The 19341-nt window shown below is 38.4% G+C and carries 17 protein-coding genes; 10 read left to right on the top strand and 7 right to left on the bottom strand.

Annotation, left to right across the window (positions count from 1 at the left end; genetic code table 11):
• Positions 1–95 precede the first annotated feature (95 nt).
• Positions 96–389, top strand: a complete 294-nt coding sequence (locus ACO052_RS14500; protein ID WP_422104499.1) for a DUF3817 domain-containing protein — start codon at positions 96–98, stop codon at positions 387–389.
• Positions 382–1620 carry a mechanosensitive ion channel family protein gene (locus tag ACO052_RS14505; protein ID WP_422104500.1) on the top strand — a complete coding sequence of 413 codons (1239 nt, stop codon included), beginning with the start codon at positions 382–384 and terminating at the stop codon, positions 1618–1620. Before ACO052_RS14500 ends, ACO052_RS14505 begins: the two co-directional genes overlap by 8 nt.
• On the opposite strand, the gene ACO052_RS14510 is transcribed toward ACO052_RS14505, so the two are convergent.
• The 4 genes from ACO052_RS14510 to ACO052_RS14525 form a co-directional block, all read right to left on the bottom strand.
• The gene (locus tag ACO052_RS14510; protein WP_422104501.1) at positions 1617–2690 is read right to left on the bottom strand and encodes a hypothetical protein; all 1074 of its coding nucleotides are present in this window, start codon (positions 2688–2690) and stop codon (positions 1617–1619) included. The genes ACO052_RS14505 and ACO052_RS14510 overlap by 4 nt on opposite strands.
• Positions 2681–3808: a hypothetical protein gene (locus tag ACO052_RS14515; protein ID WP_422104502.1), complete on the bottom strand. Its 1128-nt coding sequence runs from the start codon at positions 3806–3808 to the stop codon at positions 2681–2683. Before ACO052_RS14515 ends, ACO052_RS14510 begins: the two co-directional genes overlap by 10 nt.
• 99 nt (positions 3809–3907) lie before the next feature.
• A complete protein-coding gene (locus ACO052_RS14520; RefSeq protein WP_422104503.1) occupies positions 3908–4291 on the bottom strand; it encodes an acyl-CoA thioesterase in 384 nt (127 codons plus the stop codon).
• 188 nt (positions 4292–4479) lie between these two features.
• Positions 4480–5367: a DUF72 domain-containing protein gene (locus ACO052_RS14525; protein WP_422104504.1), complete on the bottom strand. Its 888-nt coding sequence runs from the start codon at positions 5365–5367 to the stop codon at positions 4480–4482.
• Positions 5368–5489: 122 nt separating this feature from the next.
• Here ACO052_RS14525 and ACO052_RS14530 point away from each other — a divergent pair, with 122 nt between their 5' ends.
• The 6 genes from ACO052_RS14530 (at position 5490) to ACO052_RS14555 (ending at position 12229) form a co-directional block, all read left to right on the top strand.
• On the top strand, positions 5490–6245 hold the full coding sequence (locus ACO052_RS14530; RefSeq protein ID WP_422104505.1) for an outer membrane lipoprotein-sorting protein: 756 nt from the start codon (positions 5490–5492) through the stop codon (positions 6243–6245).
• A 94-nt stretch (positions 6246–6339) separates the two neighbouring features.
• The gene (locus ACO052_RS14535; protein WP_422104506.1) at positions 6340–7122 is read left to right on the top strand and encodes a LolA family protein; all 783 of its coding nucleotides are present in this window, start codon (positions 6340–6342) and stop codon (positions 7120–7122) included.
• Positions 7123–7199: 77 nt separating this feature from the next.
• Entirely contained in the window at positions 7200–10220 is a 3021-nt protein-coding gene (locus ACO052_RS14540) for a WD40/YVTN/BNR-like repeat-containing protein (RefSeq protein WP_422104507.1), read from the top strand.
• Positions 10221–10365: 145 nt separating this feature from the next.
• Positions 10366–10782 (top strand): glyoxalase, encoded by a 417-nt coding sequence (locus ACO052_RS14545; protein WP_422104508.1) that lies wholly within the window; start codon positions 10366–10368, stop codon positions 10780–10782.
• Positions 10783–10862: 80 nt separating this feature from the next.
• The gene (locus tag ACO052_RS14550; RefSeq protein WP_422104509.1) at positions 10863–11429 is read left to right on the top strand and encodes a TetR/AcrR family transcriptional regulator; all 567 of its coding nucleotides are present in this window, start codon (positions 10863–10865) and stop codon (positions 11427–11429) included.
• 50 nt (positions 11430–11479) lie between these two features.
• The gene (locus tag ACO052_RS14555) at positions 11480–12229 is read left to right on the top strand and encodes an SDR family NAD(P)-dependent oxidoreductase (protein ID WP_422104510.1); all 750 of its coding nucleotides are present in this window, start codon (positions 11480–11482) and stop codon (positions 12227–12229) included.
• 49 nt (positions 12230–12278) lie between these two features.
• Here ACO052_RS14555 and ACO052_RS14560 read toward each other — a convergent pair whose 3' ends face one another.
• A complete protein-coding gene (locus ACO052_RS14560) occupies positions 12279–12956 on the bottom strand; it encodes a DUF2461 domain-containing protein (protein ID WP_422104511.1) in 678 nt (225 codons plus the stop codon).
• 171 nt (positions 12957–13127) lie between these two features.
• Here ACO052_RS14560 and ACO052_RS14565 point away from each other — a divergent pair, with 171 nt between their 5' ends.
• Complete coding sequence (locus tag ACO052_RS14565) at positions 13128–13349, top strand: hypothetical protein (RefSeq protein WP_422104512.1); 222 nt, start codon at positions 13128–13130, stop codon at positions 13347–13349.
• 167 nt (positions 13350–13516) lie between these two features.
• Complete coding sequence (locus tag ACO052_RS14570; protein WP_422104513.1) at positions 13517–13951, top strand: hypothetical protein; 435 nt, start codon at positions 13517–13519, stop codon at positions 13949–13951.
• 52 nt (positions 13952–14003) lie between these two features.
• On the opposite strand, the gene truA is transcribed toward ACO052_RS14570, so the two are convergent.
• Positions 14004–14789, bottom strand: a complete 786-nt coding sequence (truA, locus tag ACO052_RS14575) for a tRNA pseudouridine(38-40) synthase TruA (RefSeq protein WP_422104514.1) — start codon at positions 14787–14789, stop codon at positions 14004–14006.
• A 48-nt stretch (positions 14790–14837) separates the two neighbouring features.
• Positions 14838–19187 (bottom strand): M12 family metallo-peptidase, encoded by a 4350-nt coding sequence (locus ACO052_RS14580; RefSeq protein WP_422104515.1) that lies wholly within the window; start codon positions 19185–19187, stop codon positions 14838–14840.
• Between the last annotated feature and the right edge of the window lie 154 nt (positions 19188–19341).

The raw sequence follows: 19341 nt of genomic DNA on the forward strand, positions 1-19341 counted from the left end.
ATAATAACGAACTAAAGATTTTAGGCATTTCTTAAAACCTCCTAAAAATCATGGTTATTCTTTCATTCTAGAGTATTTTTGCAAAAAATTTTAATATGTCAAAATCAGTGACTGCATTTAGAATAATTGCTTTTTTAGAAGGGGTTTCTTATATTCTTTTGTTATTTATAGCGACACCGATCAAATATTTTGGTAATGACCCGCAATACGTGAAACTATTGGGCATGCCCCATGGTCTATTATTCATAGCTTATATTGTTATGGCCATCCTTATAAGTAAGGCTATGAAATGGTCGGATAGAACCTTATGGATTGTGCTCGTTGCGGCCATCATTCCTTTTGGAACGTTTTATATTGACAAAACTTATTTAAAGAATGCACATGGATAATATAAGACACTATATATACGACGTGTTGGTTGAAAACGGTATAAGCGAAGCGACGGCTAAATATCTCAATATGCTTATTCTGCTTATAGGCCTATTGCTCATTGCCTTAATCGTAGATTACATCACCAAACGCTTACTTCGAAAATTCTCTTCTAGTATCGCCAAACGCACCAAAACCGATTTTGATGATATCCTCATCAAAAACAAGCTGCCAAGGAATATCGCACATATTATTCCACTTATGATTCTTATTGAATTTGTGCCCGATGTGTTTGCCGATTTTGATTATGTTGAAAATATTATCGAAAAAACACTCAAAGTAATTGCGATACTACTCACACTGCGTATCGTAAAGAGCTTTTTGTATTCTGTGCGCGACTATCTTAAAACCTTACCACGTTACAAGGACAAACCTTTATATAGCTATATTCAAGTCTTTATGATATTTCTTTGGCTGTTAGCGATTTTCTCGATGTTCGCCATAGTAACCAATATCACATTCTGGAAATTTTTTACAAGTCTTGGGGCGGCCTCAGCTATTATTCTACTCGTATTTCGGGATAGTATCCTTGGTTTTGTAGCGAGCATACAAGTGACTGTAAATGACATGGTAAGAATTGGGGACTGGATTACTTTCGAAAAATATGGTGCCGATGGAGATGTCATCGAAATCACTTTGGCGACAGTAAAAGTTCAGAATTGGGATAAGACCATAACCACCATCCCGACTTATGCCCTCATTTCAGATTCCTTTAAAAATTGGCGAGGCATGATGAACTCCGGTGGGCGACGTATTAAACGTTCCGTCATCATTAAAACCTCCACCATTAAGTTTCTTACAGATGCCGATATAGAACGTTTTAAGAAGATTGAATTAGTTTCGGATTATATTGGCCGAGCCTCTGAAGAAATCAAGAAGCATAACACTGAAGAAGGGGTTGATAAATCGGTTTTAATCAATGGCCGTAACCTTACCAATTTTGGGGTGTTTAGAAAGTACCTTCAAACCTATATGGACAATCACTCGGCAATTAATAAGAACATGACCTTGATGGTAAGACAACTAGAACCTACACCTCAAGGGATCCCTATGGAAATTTATGCCTTTAGCAGTGATATTCGTTGGCAAAATTATGAGTTTATTATGGGCGATATCTTTGATCATGTGCTAGCTTCGGTAAAGTTCTTTGATCTGGAGATTTATGAGTTAGCCGTTGCTAATTCTGATTAGTCGATAGTGAATGAAAGGGTTTTAACCTCTAAAGTATCCCTAGCACTCCCCTTTAATACATCATGATCAAATAGGTGATTGAGATTGTTTCCAGCTAAATCTTCTAGTTGAGAATCCACATAGATCATATAGTTTTCTGATTTGAATGGTTGTTCGGGATAGAATTCAAGTATCTGTTCATTTTGAGCTAATTCAAATATCCCTGATACGGTTTTGCCTTCCACATTTTTAATATTGAATGACTCTTTCGCCAAGATGGCATCAAGAGGTTCATGAAAATGGATGATTAGCCGATCTGTTTGAGCTTCTAATTTCCATGTTTTTATATTAGGTTGTTTTGAATCTCTATCAACTACGAAAAAAAGCTTTTCATAAGAGGTTGCCAGTGGTATACCTTGACTGTCTTTCCAGCCAGAACTAATAACAAGCTTGTATGTATGTCCTTTGAGAATAGGTAACCCCTTTTCCTTATTGGGAATGAGGTCTGTTTTAATACGCCCAGGATCCAACCATAAAGTCAAACGCGTATGTTCTTTATTCCATAGCTCGGTGCTTAATTCGAGAAAGACATCAACCTCTTTTCTTTGGGTCTCGTTAATAACCTTAATATAATCTAAAGCACTCCCAACCTGCTGCATAGGTTTTGAAAATTGAATATACATTTTGAGCAAATTCTCCGGAACAGTATCTACCGTTGGATAGATAGCTACCAATTCAGGAGGTGATATGACCATTTTAGGCCTGATGGTGAATGTATCAATAATACGATCATCTTCAATAAGTACATAGGTCTTGCCAGGAGTGAACGGAACAACAGGCCTAAAACTATAACTAGTGCCTTCTGAAGATGAACTACCCAAAACTGGAGTGTCTCTATTACCCTCTAAAAAGATTTGTACATCACTTGACTCTTGGCTTGGTGTATAATTGATCTCGGTGGCTTTGCCGTCCACATAAACTACATCGACTTCAGAAGTGGAAGATTGATGGCACACAAAGTATAAAAAAGCAAAAAAGATCAGTTGAAGACCGATCTTTTTTATACTAAAATGTTTTGGTTTTACATCCATTTGGTCGGACGACTTCGTAAGACAAGATCTCCGCTAGATGTGCGCTGCAAATAAACTACATTACTGTCATCAAGGTTATCCATTTGAAGCACATTAACCATCGGAAGATTATCGTAGGCCACACCTTTAGCAACACCAAACTCCTTCACTGGTTCTGTCATGGAATCTTTGAAATTGGCAATAGTTTCATATTTAAAGCGCATAACAGGGCGATTGGTATTAGCCATTAAAAAGTATTGCTTTCCGTCTTTCTTGTAGGTAATCATATCTAATGGGGAATTTCCTCCCCCTAGTTCGGCAACAGTACGTCCTTTGATATGTTTTCCACCGCTTAATTCATCCATGGGAAACAGTACTAAAGGTGTACACGTATAACTCGCCATGAGATAGTCTTTATTATCAAGAGTTATCACATCGAAAGTTTTTATCGGTGCAAAAGTTTCATACTGTCCATGAGCCGCATGCCAAATCTCTAATGACGCATAGTCCTGATCATTCGTAAACGGGAATGAAAAGCTTCTGAAGGTGGACTTAAATTCTTTATTAGACAATCCAGATATCAGAACTTTCCCATCGTGATAGCGTAAATCTGCAATAGCCCAAACGCGTTGAGAACGACCTCTACGGTCTTTGGCATCAACAGCTATGGCATTTTTTAACGCAACTTTAGAATGACTGACATTATTTAAGGCCACATGCTCCAAATCTTCTCCACTTAAACGCAATAGCACAGGTGTGCCATCGGTTACATTGATAGAAAAATAGACATGCTTTGATACTGGGTTAACAGCCATGTCGGTAATCCGAATATTGTCTGTAGTTGTTCCGAGCGATGCTGCTATTTTTTCATCAAATCCGCTTAGATTAATTCTATCAGGAGTCTTTCCTGCCGTGACATCTTTAGTATCTACTGCATAAATAGCGGCATTTTTAGAATCTCCGATAAATAAAATTCCTTCAGGTCCAAAACTCAAAGCATTTATTGATGCTATACCTGGGTCTCCAACAGTAAAGTTTGCTGTCAAAGGGTTCGTTGTGCTAGCCGAATTTTCACTAACTGCCGAAATGGTGAAGAATGCTGTTATGCATATAGCTACACCTAGAATAAATGTTTTCATTTGTGATTAGTTGTTAGTATCCTCCTAAAATTAAAGGTTTCTTTAAGTCCAAACGAGCATCAATTTGCCAATTAACTCTATTTTAACAGCATAAAGCACTTATAATCTGTCTCTAACAAATTCGACTTTGGTTTTTCCATGGGGCTTTGGCTTCCCATCTGGCCCTAAGTTTACCATAGTAATATTGTCAACGGTAAGAATTGTTTCTCTAGTCATTTTATTTCTGGCTTCACATTTCATAGTGATGGAGGTTCTTCCGAATTTAGTGACCTCTATACCAATTTCTACAATATCACCTTGCTTGGCTGAAGACATAAAATTAATCTCTGACATAAACTTGGTCACAATCTTTGAATTTTCGAGCTGTATAATTGTGTAAAGCGCAGCTTCTTCATCGATCCAAGCCAATAGTTCACCACCGAATAATGTTCCGTTGGGATTTAAGTCTTCGGGTTTTACCCATTTGCGTGTGTGGAATCTCATTTGATTATCTAGTCTTTTTATGAGCATGTCACTTCGAGTGTTGCACCTGTGGCGTGATGTACTTCGACAGGTGTCACACTGAGCTTGTCGAAGTACTCAGCAGAGCTATCGAGAAGTCTTTAAAATTATAAAGTTCTCGATACGATTTTCTTACCAGAAAATCACTCGAACTAACAACTCCTTATGCGTTATAATAATTTCTGTTGTTGATCCTCATTCGGAATCTTTAAATCCGTGCCTAATTCAGCATTTAATTGTTTTATTAAATAGGCCGAAAGTAAAGGCGATTCCTTTTCAATATTCTGGTGTACAAAGAAATTGATGTGTTCAATACCATTATCTTTCCAATGTTTTAAACGTGCCACCCAATCATCCAAACGCGTATAATCACTGTCGTGATTGGCACCCACATAGCGTATAAAAGCTCTAGAATTGGTAAGGCGCATGTGCATAATATCGCGTCGTCCTGCACTATCTACAATAATATTCGAAATATTATTGTCCTCTAAAAGCTGGTACAAATCTTTGGCTATGGCTTCGTCATTATACCAACCTGTATGTCTAAACTCAACAGCTAGTGGAATTTCCTTAGGCCAACCTTCAATAAAATTAATGACACGGTCAAAATCCTTCGGAGCAAAGTTATTATGCATCTGTAAGAAGAGACAACCTAATTTTTCTTTAAGATTTACGGCGCTGTAAAGATAGTTGTCAACTACAGGACCAACATCATCATTCAAACGCTTCCAATGGCTAATTTCTTGGTTGAGCTTTGGAAAGAATTTAAAATTAGATGGTGTCTTGTCATACCATTTCACAAATTGCTCAGGAGGGAAAATCCTATAGAACGTCGCATTGAGCTCAATGGAATTAAACTGACGTGAATAGTACTCCAATTCGTCCTTGGTACCTCTTGGATAAAACCCTTTGAGATCGGCTCTATTCCATTTGGCACAGCCTACAAAAACAGTGGGAGATGCTGATGGATTCTTCTGTAATACCTTCAATGTATCAGGGTGGTCCGCTGGTAATGTAAAATCTATAGTTTCTGGATGATCAACACTTCCGAATTTCATAATAAATGGTAATTTTATCAAAAGTACAGTTTCATTCATTAATCTTAATCATAAAAAACAGAGAAATCTTGTAACAATTCACTAATTTGTTAGTCAAACGTTTATCAAAAACCAGATATCATATGAAAACTTCACTAAAACTAGTTGCTGCCCTTATTTTTTGTTTAACCATCAACCTTCCCCAAGCACAGACGGCTGATGAGATTGTCACCAATTACATAGAAAACATTGGAGGTCATGACGCCTGGGATTCTGTTGAGAATATGAAGATTACGGGAGTTGCTAATCAGCAAGGTACAGATTACCCATTTGTTGCCACGTATATGAAAGATGGCCGTTATGTTATAGATGTTGATTTACAAGGGAATTCTTTTATTGTAGAAGCTTTTGACGGTGAGAATTCTTGGGCTATGAATTTTCAAACCCAAAAGGCTGAAGCCGCTGATAGTGAAACCTCAACAAACACAAAAAATGGAGCTAAAGATGAAATCGTCAGTCCATTCTTTAATTATTCCGACAAAGGCTATAAGGTTGAATTGTTAGGCAAAGACACCTGGGAAGGTTCTGAGGTTTATAAGGTAAAACTTACCATGACGCCAGTTTTAGTAGACGGCAAAGAAGAAGAAAATACCGAACTGTTTTATTTCGATACGGAAAATTATGTGCCTATTGCCTCGGAGTCTAAAGTAACTTCTGGCCCGGCTAAAGGTGCCACAGCACAAACCCTATATAGTGATTATCAAGAAGTTGATGGCAAATATCTTGCCTTCACCATGACTAATAAATTTAATGGTAATGTGGGCTTAGTGATGAATGTACAGTCCGTAGAATTTAATGCTGATGTTGACGAGAACATTTTTAAAATGCCTGAGGATTAAGGTGTTAATGTTTATTAAAACAACGTATTATTGACGCCTTAGTTTAGTAATTTCACAACGAGCTTAACAACAACTTAATAACACATACTAAAACATGAGAACTTTTAAATTATTAATGCTGGCGTTTACATTCGCTATTACGGCTTCTGTTCAGGCCCAAACTGCTGAAGAAATTGTTGCCAATTACTTTGAAAATACGGGCGGAATTGATGCCTGGAGAAAGATTGAGGGCATGAAAATGTTCGCAAAAGTGAATCAAGGTGGTATGGAAATACCTTTGGAAATAGTTCAACTTAAAAACGGTAAGCAAATGACCAAAATCATCTTTCAAGGTAAAGAACTTAAACAAGCCGTATTTGATGGGGAAACCTTATGGAACACAAATTTTCAGACGCAGAAAGCAGAAAAAAGTGACGCTGAGTCCACTGCGAATATGAAATTGAATATGAATGACTTCCCCGATCCTTTATTAGATTACAAGGATAAAGGTTATACCCTAGAATATTTAGGGAAGGAAGATTTTGGCGGTACAGAAACCTTTAAATTAAAGTTAACTAAAGAGCCTATTATGGTCGATGGTAAACAAGAAGATGATGTATCCTTTTATTTCTTTGATACTGAAAATTATGTACCTCTAGCCGTTCAGTCAGAAATAAAACAAGGTCCTTCTAAAGGAATGATGTCCGAAACCACATTTAGCGATTACCAAGAGGCTGGTGATATTTACATACCTTATACCATTGCGAATGGATTAAAGGGACAACCAAATCCCGGTATTACCTTAGACAAAATCGAAATCAACCCTACAGTTGACGACAAAGAGTTTGAATTCCCAGAAGATGCAACTACCGACACTAAGGAAGAAAACAAAAACTAAAATTTAATTCCTCAAGAAAATTGCTTCTTGAGGAATTTTTATATCTAATCAACTAAATTCAAAAAACGAGTCAAAAAATGAAAAAGCTATTTAATGTATTGGTATTGATCTGGTGCGTAGTGCCTGTCATTTCAGCACAGGACAACACAGTTAAAGCAGAGAGCTACTTTGGGGATTTACGAGCCCGGCATATTGGTCCGGCTTTAATGAGCGGACGTATTAACGATATGGAAGCACATCCCACAAACCCGAGAATAATTTATGCAGGTACCGCCGGTGGTGGTGTCTGGAAATCAAATGATGCTGGTACAACCTTCAATCCTATTTTCGATGAGTACTGCCAATCCATAGGAGCTGTAGAAATCGACCCTAATGACCCAGATAAGACAATTTATGTTGGTACAGGCGAGACTTGGCCTAGAAATAGTGTTTCTATTGGTGATGGGCTATACAAATCGACAGATGGTGGAAGCACTTGGAACAAAATGGGCTTTGAGAACTCTGAGCGTATTGCGAATATCATAGTAAATCCTAAAAACTCAAAAGAGATTTACGTTGGTGTGTTAGGTGCACTTTGGTCCGATTCAGAAGAACGCGGGGTTTACAAGACCACTGATGGCGGAACGACTTGGAACAAAATTCTTTATGTCGATGCTATGACGGGGTGCGCTGATATGACTATGGATCCTAAAGACCCAAATATACTATATGTGTCTATGTGGGAATTTCGACGTACAGGATGGTCATTTAACTCTGGAGGTGATAAAAGTGCACTTTACAAATCAACAGATGGTGGCGCCACATGGAATAAAATTCACAATGGTTTCCCTGAAGGAAAACTAGGACGATTGGCAATCGCTGTTGCGCCTTCAGACTCTAATGTGCTCTACACGGTTATTGAGGCGGAAGAAAACAGTAAGAAAGGACTTTACAGAAGTGATGATGCTGGTGCTTCATGGAAACAATTGAATAACGATTTTGGTATTACCGTACGTCCATTCTACTTTTCAAGAATTACGGTCGATCCTAGGAATCCCGATGTGGTTGTGAAAGGAGGCTTATCAGGATCTATCTCTCGTGATGGTGGTAAAACCTTTAAAAATCTTGGTAATATGCACAGTGATATTCACGATGTCATTTTTGATATCAACAACTCTGATATCATATATTCAGGAACCGATGGTGGTGTATATAGAAGCTGGAATGGCGGTACCACTTTCGAAATTGTTGAAAACCTTCCCCTATCGCAGTTTTATCATATTAGTGTAGATGACGCGGAACCGTACAACGTATATGGCGGCTTACAAGATAACGGTTCTTGGTATGGGCCATCTCGAGCAGGTGGTGGCGTTAAAGCTAAGGATTGGAATTCTATAGGCGGTGGTGATGGTTTTAGAGTTCTAAAACATCCCACAAAAAGCATCATATATTCAGAGATGCAAGGCGCAGAGAATGTTTGGCGTTATGATGCCGATCGTAAGCTTGTAAAGACCATTCAACCATTACCTGCTGAAGGCTATGCAAAATTGCGTTTTAACTGGAATGCGCCCATGGCCGTGAGTAAACATCAACCAGACCGTTTTTATATGGGAAGCCAATATCTACATAAGTCAGAGGATATGGGTGATACCTGGGAAATCATTTCTCCAGACTTAACGACTAATGATCCCGCAAAACAAAATCAGGAAGATTCTGGAGGTTTGTCTATGGACAATTCTGGTGCAGAAAATCACACGACTATTTTCACTATAACTGAGTCCCCATTGGATGAAAACATCATTTGGGTTGGTACCGATGATGGTAACGTGCAAGTGACGACCGATGGTGGAAAGACCTGGACCAATACCACTCCTAATATTCAAGGCTTACCAGCGAATACTTGGGTATATCATATAGAGGCCAGTGTTCATGGTAAAGGAACGGCCTATGCTGTTTTTGATGGTCATACCAAGGGAGATATGAAGCCCTACGCTTACAAAACGACCGATTATGGCAAAACCTGGACCAATATTATTTCGGATGACGTTGAAATCTTCGTCAGAAACATTCAAGAAGATTATGAGAACGAGAATCTTTTGTATCTCGGGACCGAGTTCGGACTGTACATTACCTTAGACGGAGGGCAAAGTTGGAGTAAGTTCAAAAATAATATGCCTTCGGTGGCTATCCATTTTATAGACCTTCAGGCACAAACAAACGATCTTGTTTTGGGAACCCATGGTCGAGGTGTCATTATAATCGATGATATTTCTCCGCTACGCGAGATTAATGCCGATGTTTTAAAGAAAAAGCTACATTTTTTTGAAAGTGAGCCCTTTGTTATGAATGACAATAGCGGTTCGTTTGGTAATGGGTTTGGGGCAGAAACGCAGTTTGTAGGATCAAATGGTCCCTCTGGCGCATTGATTAAATACTTGCTTCCAAAGCGTCATACCTTTGGCAAAATGACTATGGAAATCCAGGACATGGAAGGTAACAAAATTGTATCTATGTCGCCTGGCAAGGCCAAAGGGATAAATATCGTCAATTGGAACTACACTATAAAAAATCCAAAAGTCGCTAAAGGAAAGACATTTAGTTTTGGTGGATTTACCTCTCCACGGGTTGCTGCAGGACAGTATAAGGCTGTTATTAAAAAGGGCAAAGATACCTTTGAACATGTATTTGAAGTTGAAAATGATACCGACACGGGCTTGAGTGAAGAGGCTATTGCCTTAAAGCATAAAACCACCATGAAAATGTATGACATGACACAGGAATTAGCATACATGGTTTATGAATTAGATGCCCTATATGAGGCGACAAAAGGTAAAAAGAAGAAAGTTGCCACTGCATTAGATAATCTTAAGAAAACCTTAGTCGTCACAACTGGTGATAACTATGTAGGTTCAGCAGAGCCTCAACTGCGTGAGAAGATGGCAGATCTGTATTCAAAAATAGCGGGGAGCTACGATAAGCCCTCTAATGCTGAATTGGAAAGTCTTAAGCTTATTGTGAAACGTTTTGATAAAGCGAAAGCAGATTTTGCAAAGCTGAAGAAAAAAGCCAAAGCAGATGATCTACAGCTAAAAACCTTTGAAGAATTTATTAGTAAATAAATGCGTTACCGTACAATAACTCAGGCCAGCTTATTAAAGTTGGCCTTTTTTGTTAATAACACCGTTAACAACATAATTGAGCAGGTCCATTATCCTTTGGGTTAATAGTTAAATTTAATTCCAAATTAATCCTAAATACTTAACCATGACAACCCGTTCTGAGCATCTACTGGCAATTAGACCTGTTATTACTTCGGCTAAAATTTATGATTCTATGAGTTCTGACGAGCTATTTCAGAACAAGACCTTGCGTCCTATTATAAAAATGCAGCACGATTTATTTATCGCTGTATTCAGGAACTACATTAACAAACACAAAAATGTGTTCTATGAACTGAGTTTATCCAAACAATTGGCCTATATCGACAATGCCATCCATAAGGATATGAAATTTAGAAACTCCATAAAAGGGATGATTATTGGCCAATTTACAACAGAAGAGTACGCAATTTACATTCAAAATTCATCGGCTTTAAACAAGCGCATGATGCATATTGTAAAAGAACGCCTAATAGACAGTATCCAAGTCTTTATTGATCCACAGTTTTTAGCGGCGATTTAATGCTATCCATAATTTTATGAAAATTTTAATAGTTCAGGAGATATTTTTATTTTAATTTTGAAACGTTCATTTCAAATAAAATGCCAAGAGTAGAAATTTTTAATCGTGATGAGGTTCTTGAAAAAGCGGTACAGCTTTTTCACAGCAAGGGCTATAATGGCACGTCGATGCAAGATCTTGTAGATGCTACGGGATTAAATAGATCGAGCATATACAATTCTTTTGGTAGTAAAATGGAACTATATCAAGAGAGCTTGCGCGTGTATAAAAAGCATGCAAACATGTATGTCCAAAAGGTTTTGATTCACAATTCAGAGCCTTTAGAAACGATTCGTAAGATCTTTGCTACCAGTCCAGAAGATAAAGCCAATGGCTGTTTTTTAGGAAATTGTACCACTGAAATGGCCAATCAGGATCGCGAGATCAAGGATTTTTTAAAAAACAATTTAAATGCGATGCACGATCTTTTTGAAGCCCTTGTGTCCAAAGGACAAGCTACAGGTTCGATTAACACTGATAAAAGTGCAAAAGCCTATGCGGCCTATTTGTTTACCGCTTTACAAGGCTTGCGCATCACTGGGATTTTATTAAATGAACAAAAAGAGTTTGAAAGTATTGTAGATACCATACTTTCTGTATTAGATTAATATTTTTTTAACCAATTTTGGAACGAACGTTTCAAATAAAAATCAAAACAATGAGTAAATTAGAAAACAAAGTCGCTGTAATTACAGGTGCCAATAGTGGTATTGGTCTAGCGACCGCAAAATTGTATTTAAAGGAAGGGGCTAAAGTCGTATTGTCAGGACGTAGAAAAGAAGCTTTAGATGAAGTGTCTAAAGACCTGGAAGGTGATTTTATCACCCTCGTAGCCGATGTTTCAAAAGATGAGGACAATAAGTATCTCATTGAAGAAGCCACGAAACATTATGGAAAGATAGATATTCTTTTCCTAAACGCGGGTATCGCTCCGGTCTCACCAGCTACGGATGTAACCGCGGACCACTATAATGAAATTTTCGATATCAATGTCAAGGGCCCCATTTTAGCCACCAAAGAGGCTTTACCGCATATTAATGACGGTGGCACTATTTTGTTCACCAATTCTATTGTACACCAAAAAGGTTTTGACGGTTTGGGGGTCTATTCGGCAAGTAAAGGTGCTTTAAGAGCTTATGCCAGAGTATTGACTTCTGAGCTAAAGTCTAGAGGTATTAGAGTGAACTCCATAGCTCCTGGACCAATTTTCACTCCTTTATATGGTAAAATGGGCTTGCCTCAAGATGTTGTGGAAGAAATGGGTAAAGGTTTCGCTGCATCAGTACCGCTGGGTCGATTCGGTACCCCAGAAGAAATTGCCAATGCGGCCTTGTTCTTAGCTTCTGAAGATGCTGCTTACATAAACGGCATCGAATTAGAAGTCGATGGAGGCTTGAGTCAGATTTAATGCCCCATAAAAATTCATGAAAGACCGGACATAACGTCCGGTTTTTTCTTTACAGTAAAGACTCTCCATTAAGATTTGTCGTCAGTACATCACTCATATAATCAAAATATGGGCGTATATGTTTAAAAGCCTCGTCGACATTGTTGAGAAAATCATCGGCCAATACCTCTTTATCACTGTACTTCTTGATAAAAATAAACTGTTTTTTACGAATTAAATCTATAGCCGGATGCGCTTTGTCAAAGCCTTTGGGTGCCGTTTTCAATTCATCCCCGACAAAATCTCCCCAGGTGTCCTTAAATATTTTATCCTTAAGTATCGCTCTCATTTCACTGTCATCCATTTCAAACTCCTTTCTAATTCTAAAGAGATCTTCTTTGTTGGGTTCCCAAAAGCCAGTAGCAATAAACGACTCGTCATTGGGTTGGATATGCAGGTAATACCCACCCCTTAATTCTGGTTTTTTTCTAGCAAATGAACCGCCAAAATGCGTTTTATAAGGTAGTTTGTTTTTCGAGAAGCGCACGTCTCTATAGATTCTAAAGATCTTTATCTTTTCAATTTGGTCGTGCGCATTCATAAGTTCACCAAGGTGATTGTATGCGCTTTTAACTTTTGCTTCAATGGCTTTAAACTCAGGCTTATGCTCATTAAACCAATCTCTATTATTATTTTTTGAAAGTGTTTTGAAAAACGTGAGGGTTTCTTTTGGGATGGTTGGATTCATGATGTCATTATTTGTCATAAATGTATAAAAATCATGGCTTCATTTTTGTTAAAAAGCGTTAATCCTGATATTGTTAAAAATTCTGTTTAGAATAGTTACAAATAAACTTGTGTGTTGACGGAATTTTCAGTATAATGCAATACTTTTTAAAACATATACACTAATTTATTTATGGGTAGACCAGCAACAAGACCAACAAAGCTTAAAGATGGTTTCTATATTGAAATCAGAAACAAAGGTTCAAAATCAGGTGTTAAACTGTACAGTGGCACCAAATTACAGATGCATCGTGCCATTAAAATGTACGAGCGCTCTAAAGAAGTTCTTATTTTAGGCGAGTCTGTAAATGGAAAATTTATTGATAAGGAACCTAAGCTACATGTTGTAGAATAACTATAATATCATAGTATATAAAAGGGTGGAAATTTAGGTTTTCACCCTTTTTTATTCGCCTTAAATTACTTTATAAAACAGCACTCTATGAAATTTTTTATACATTGTTAGCTAAAATAGAAGGAATAAACCTGCTATAAACTAACTAAACTAAATCAATTTTTATTATGACAACATCAGCTAACAAGCCCCCAATTTGGTTCTGGATTGTGAGTGTAATTGGTCTTATCTGGAATAGCCTAGGCGTACACGGTTATTTAAGTCAAGCTTACAAAACCAGTGCGTATACAGATGCTTACAGCTCTGAACAACTTGCGACTATGGATAGCTTACCGGCTTGGTACACAGCCTTATTTGCTATAGCGGTTTTCTCTGGCGCCATAGGGTGCTTATTACTATTACTTAGAAAAAAATTCTCGAAACTACTTTTAACCCTATCCTTTTTGGCAGCCACAATACAAATGGTCTACTTCTTATTTATCGCCGATCTCAAAGGTGTAGACTTTAGCGACAATAAAATAATGGCATATATCATTATTGTATTTGCTGCATTTTTAGTATGGTTTGCCAAAAATGCCAATACCAAAGGTTGGATCAATTAAAATATAACCAACCAATCTTGAAAAGGAATTAGTAATTGCTAGTTCCTTTTTTTTATTCAAAATCTAAGGCATGTAAAATTAGGCCAGAAGCTGGTGCAATATAGTCCATAACTTCCTCATTATGCTCTTGTAGGCTTTCCTTTAAATAATCTAGTGTCACCTCTCCCCTTCCCAATTTAATGAGACATCCCATCATTAAACGTATTTGATTTCTCATAAACCCTTTACCTTTAATTTTAAAAACATAGGACTCCCGAGGAAAGAAATTGGCTTGGTAGATGGTATTGTCGACAATTTCTGAAGAAATTATGGTTCTCACATACTCACCATGATTAGTAGCCTTATAGCAATATGCTCTAAAATTATGAGTGCCTTCAAAGTACTTCGCTCCTTCTTTCATCAATTCGACATTTAGAGGCTCAAGAATGGTGGTTAATATAGGCGCACAAAACGGATGATTCTTTTGGCCTTGAGAAAATACATAGTGGTATTCCTTTAACTTTGAATCTTGAATGACATTAAAATCCTTATCGACCTCTTTTATGGATAAGGCCCTAATATCTTGTGGTAAGTTATGATTAAATAGGGCCAAAAAACCATTAAAATCGGTAATGGGGTCGTTCTTAATAAACAATTCTAAAGCAGCTTCATTGGCAGAAACCATGGCATCCGTGCGGCCAGCACCCAAGGTTTTAAACGAGGTATCACCCAATACATATTTTAAGGTTCTATCGATCATGAGATGAATCGTCTTCACATCAGGTTGTTTCTGCCAGCCATGAAAACGATAGCCCAAATACTGTATTTTTATGAGATAGTAATAACGCTTTTCGAACATTAGCGCAAGAACGCTATTTTATTTATGAAACAAAAATCAAACTATGAGTTATCGAATAATTAGCTTTTGGGTTTTGGTTCCATTGTCATTTATGACTTCAACAACATAGACCCCAGATTGGATATTTCCAACATAGATTGAATTCGTAGTGACCATAGTGTTCAGCATAAGATTTAACACAAGTCTACCTTGGATATCATATAACTTCGCTGTGGTTTCACTATTTAAATAGCCTTTAATAACTAGAGTTCTTGGATCTGCAATTGTAAATATTTGCAGGTCATTTAAGGTGTTATCATCTGTAGATAAGGTCTGATTGGTAAATCGAATGTAGAAACGCCCAATACCGTTTAAATCAGAATTGGGTGTAAATATATAGTCGCTCGTGTTCAGTAAGGTAAATGTGTTGGCCTCCGTATCTTCTAAATACACATTGATAGATTCAGGAACCGTGGATATATCGTCAAGACCAATAGTCAATTGTGTTGTCGCCGTAGCGTATATCCCAATAGGAATAACCACATCATTTAAATCCTCGTAAGCTAAGGACTGAATAGCCATATCGATGCCCATATTATCCTCGACTAAATTTGAGAAAATTGAAAAGGTTCCCGCCTGTCCTTGAAAAGAGCCTGCATCATAACCCACGTCCAAACCTCTTGTTGTTCCTTCTATAAAATAAATTTGTGTTGACGCAGCGTTGCTATCACTTATCAGTTGCAGCTGACATAATGCGGTATTCACAGAAGATCGTCCTGAAATAAAATCATCAGCGTTACCTGTGCGCCGCATAGCCGTTGTAAAATCTACTAAGCCGCCGCTTGTTTTGGATTTTACAAAAAAGCCTTGCCCCGGTGTAATCAATTCCGTGACGCTACCATCGTCAATCGTGGCCTGGTTCCATACCGTCCAACCATTGGAAGCATCTCCATCATAGCCATAAATTGCCTGAAATTCGGTCTGTGTATCGAACTCAGAGCTGTTGGCTTGAAAAAAGGTGTCAAAATCGAGATAAGAAGGATATGGATTGCCCATTAAGTTCCATGCGTTTCCAGCGGCTGCATCAGAAATAGGGATATTAAGAATGTCCGTAGAAGCAGCGAGCCCTGTAAACATCAAAGTACTGCCATCGGTCGTAGCAGCTCTGTAGCCCATACCTTGACTAATCACCGTTGCAGCGTTGGTGACACTATCGTAATTTTCATAAGCCCCACTTACAGTATTATAGGGTGCAAAGGCATGTGTTGAGCCCGAAGCTGCCAAATTGGTATTGGCCGCATCAAACGCACCGAATGTTTGCCCAGAGAATGGGGTGGCGATTAAATCATTGGTTCCGGTAGGTCCCACCTGAGCGGTATATCTATGATAATTTATAGTTCCAGAAATAGACCCATCCAAAATTAAACTAGAATAGGACGAAGAGGTGGATTGTAGATTCAAAGCATTGGCGGTCAAGGTAACGCCCCCATCAATAGTGACACTGGCCCCTGCACTTACTGTAAATGTATCGCAGGCTAAATTGCTCGATAAGGTAAAATCACCGGTTTGAATTTCTATTTGATCCCTACTATCGAGCACACCAACAGGGTTTGATGGCAACCATGCACCTGCATTATATGTATATACGATTGGCGTATAGGTTATCGTGACACTTACTGTATTAGAACTTAAGGCGCCACAAAAAGCTGTACTGGAAATATCGGATTGAAGACTTGAAAAGGCACCACCGACATAACCACTGGTAGCGCTCCCTGAGAGATAAGACAGTCCATAAACCGTATAGTTTCCTGCCAAAAATGTTCCGCTATTAGAGAGGTCTGAAGTTGCACTAAAAGCTACAATATTTCCGGAACTATCATTAACAATAACATAAGTATATGAATAACCTGTGATCTCTAAAGCACTGACATTATAAAGCGTCTCAGAAAAACTTATATCGTAATTTCCGGGATTTGGAGAGTTGGTACTAAAGCCTGATGTCAACAATATATATCCTGAGCCACTTGATAATGATTCAGTGAAACTGGTACCTAAGTCTACTGTTGCACCATTGAAATTGGCATTGGAATTTAACCAGTTATCACAGACACTACTTGGATTATAGCTTCCTTGGAACAAGTTTGTTATATTGTTGTAAACTTGAATAGTATTAGTAAATGTTACGTTAGCATTTGAGGCCGCAACAAGCTCAATGGCTTCATAATATGGACTATTCCCAAAGGAAATACATGTACCACCGCTGTTATTTTCTACAGTAAGATTAGTGTTGGGATCACTGGCATCTAAGGTGCCAGAAACAGAATTTACGGGTAAACCGGCCATAAGGCCAAGATTCAAACTGGCATCTCCCTCAGGCGCCGTAACGGCATCGCTATTGACAATGGTTCCCCCAACAGCACCACAACTAGAAGCCACTAGTATATCGACATCATTAATATCGAAAAATATATTTGTCCCACCTGTACATACAATTCTTATTCGTCCAGAAGATGTATTCATATTCGGTACTGTAATATCATGAGACCCATCGTTTGCAACCCCACTGGCAAGTGTCGTTGGGAAAGTATTTCCTCCATCTGAAGAAAATAAAATATCTATATTGGGACAGGTGTAGGTAGGACTATCCGTATTGGCCACATCCCAGGTAATCGTTTCAGTTGCACCAGCAAGCCATGCTGTGGAAGTATTTTGGGATGTAATTTGGAATGGCCCATCAGAACCCACGGTTAATGTAATTTGATCACAGGCCACACCGCCACCGCCAATTTCATTATCCCTAACTGTTAATCGCCAGGTTAAGTTACGAGCAACGGTCGGTAAGACTTCTCCGGTACCCGTCGTGACATTCCCTGCCAAAACTGATGATAACTGCGGTACGGTGCGTTCACTACTTGTGGAAGGTGGAAAACTTCTGAATAATGGTGCCGTTGTACTCGCAGCGGTATCATCAGGTGCATCTGAGCCCGAATAGTCTGTATCATATTGTTCCCAAGTATAGGTCAAACTTCCTGTACCGTCCGCATCAGACCCTGATCCGTTCAATACAAAAGGCGTACTATGTGGTATGACCAAGCCATTAATACTATTAGCATTGGCATCAGAACTTGGCATATTATTTCCTGTTGCGGTAATAGTGGCACAATCGGACCAACCACTAACCGTAAATGTCCCACAAGCCACACCACTTACAAGTAAACCAGAATTTTCATAATCTATCATACTTTGCAAACTGGCTACACCAAAATAGTCTGTACGATCGGCAAAAAAATCACCGGCATCACAGCCCGCACCAGTACTCATAATTGTAGACCCTTCTCCCGGTTCATAACGACTACAGGCGTTATTGGAATTACAGCCATAATTGGTATGTCTATTACTAAATTGATGACCAAATTCGTGTACCATTACCGTAATGTTGGTTGGTATATCATTAGGCAGGTAGGTATAACCTCTGGCTTTTAATGAGGTACAAACCACGCCTAGCCCTGCTCTACCACCAAAGCTACAACTACCGCCACAAGTAATTTCATGAAACCCATGACCAACATCCCAAGAACTAGCAGTGACATTGGCATTGATATAAACTTCTGTTTCATTAATGGATGTAATGGTATCCGTAGGATCGGTGTAAGGGTCTGTTGCAGGATTATTATTGAGCAAATACTCAACAATCGTAAAGCTTGTAGCCACTTCGGTTTCATAAACGGTATTCACCTGTGTTACTCTGTTAAGCAGTGCCGCTTCCACGAGTGGATCGGTCCCCCCATTTAAGGCATAAAATTCCCCAGAGCAAGTCACCACCAACTCATAGGTGCGCAGATTATCCCCGATCTGAAAACAGGAATCAATACGATTAGCCGATGGTGTGAGACGCCCGGATTCTGGTGCGTCATCCGATTCACAATGAAATCCATCATTATCATCCAATATATCGTGATCAAAATAGGTGATGTATCTATGGTCATCACTATACCTATTTATTTTCTCAATAATTGAGATACCCTTAGCGCCTTTCATAACGGCATAAAACCCTGCCGGTGTGATATTAAATCTAACTGAGGTCGTTGGATCATCTATCCCCTGTGCAACATAACTTTTAAATTCTGGTCTAGCGGCTGACAGTTGGGGCGATAGTATTGGGGATTCCACAACCCTAAAGCGTTCACTGCTACCATTTGGTATGGGTAACTCCAAAATAGTCGTCGATCTTCTATTTTGGACAACCGTTCCTTTCATAGCAACATTTGTTAAGGTATTTCTCAATTGGGAGACATCAATTTCGACTTCGCTATAATTGGCTAAATGTTCAGAGTATTTCGCTGGAACCTGAGCAATTAAATTAAAAGACATTAGGGAAAAGCACGATAAGACTAAAATCAAATAACGGAGATTATTCATTTGACTGGTTTTTAATTAGTAGGTAAAGCACCACACTATAAAATCAGACTAAATGACTTCTGAAATTTTGGGGCACTAGATATTATGATTAATTAAAAATACAATTTAATTACTACAAACGCCCAAATATCATAAATTTTGATTTAACGCTGTC

The sequence above is a fragment of the Winogradskyella sp. genome, from assembly GCF_965228925.1.
In the GTDB taxonomy this organism is placed as follows: Bacteria; Bacteroidota; Bacteroidia; order Flavobacteriales; family Flavobacteriaceae; genus Winogradskyella.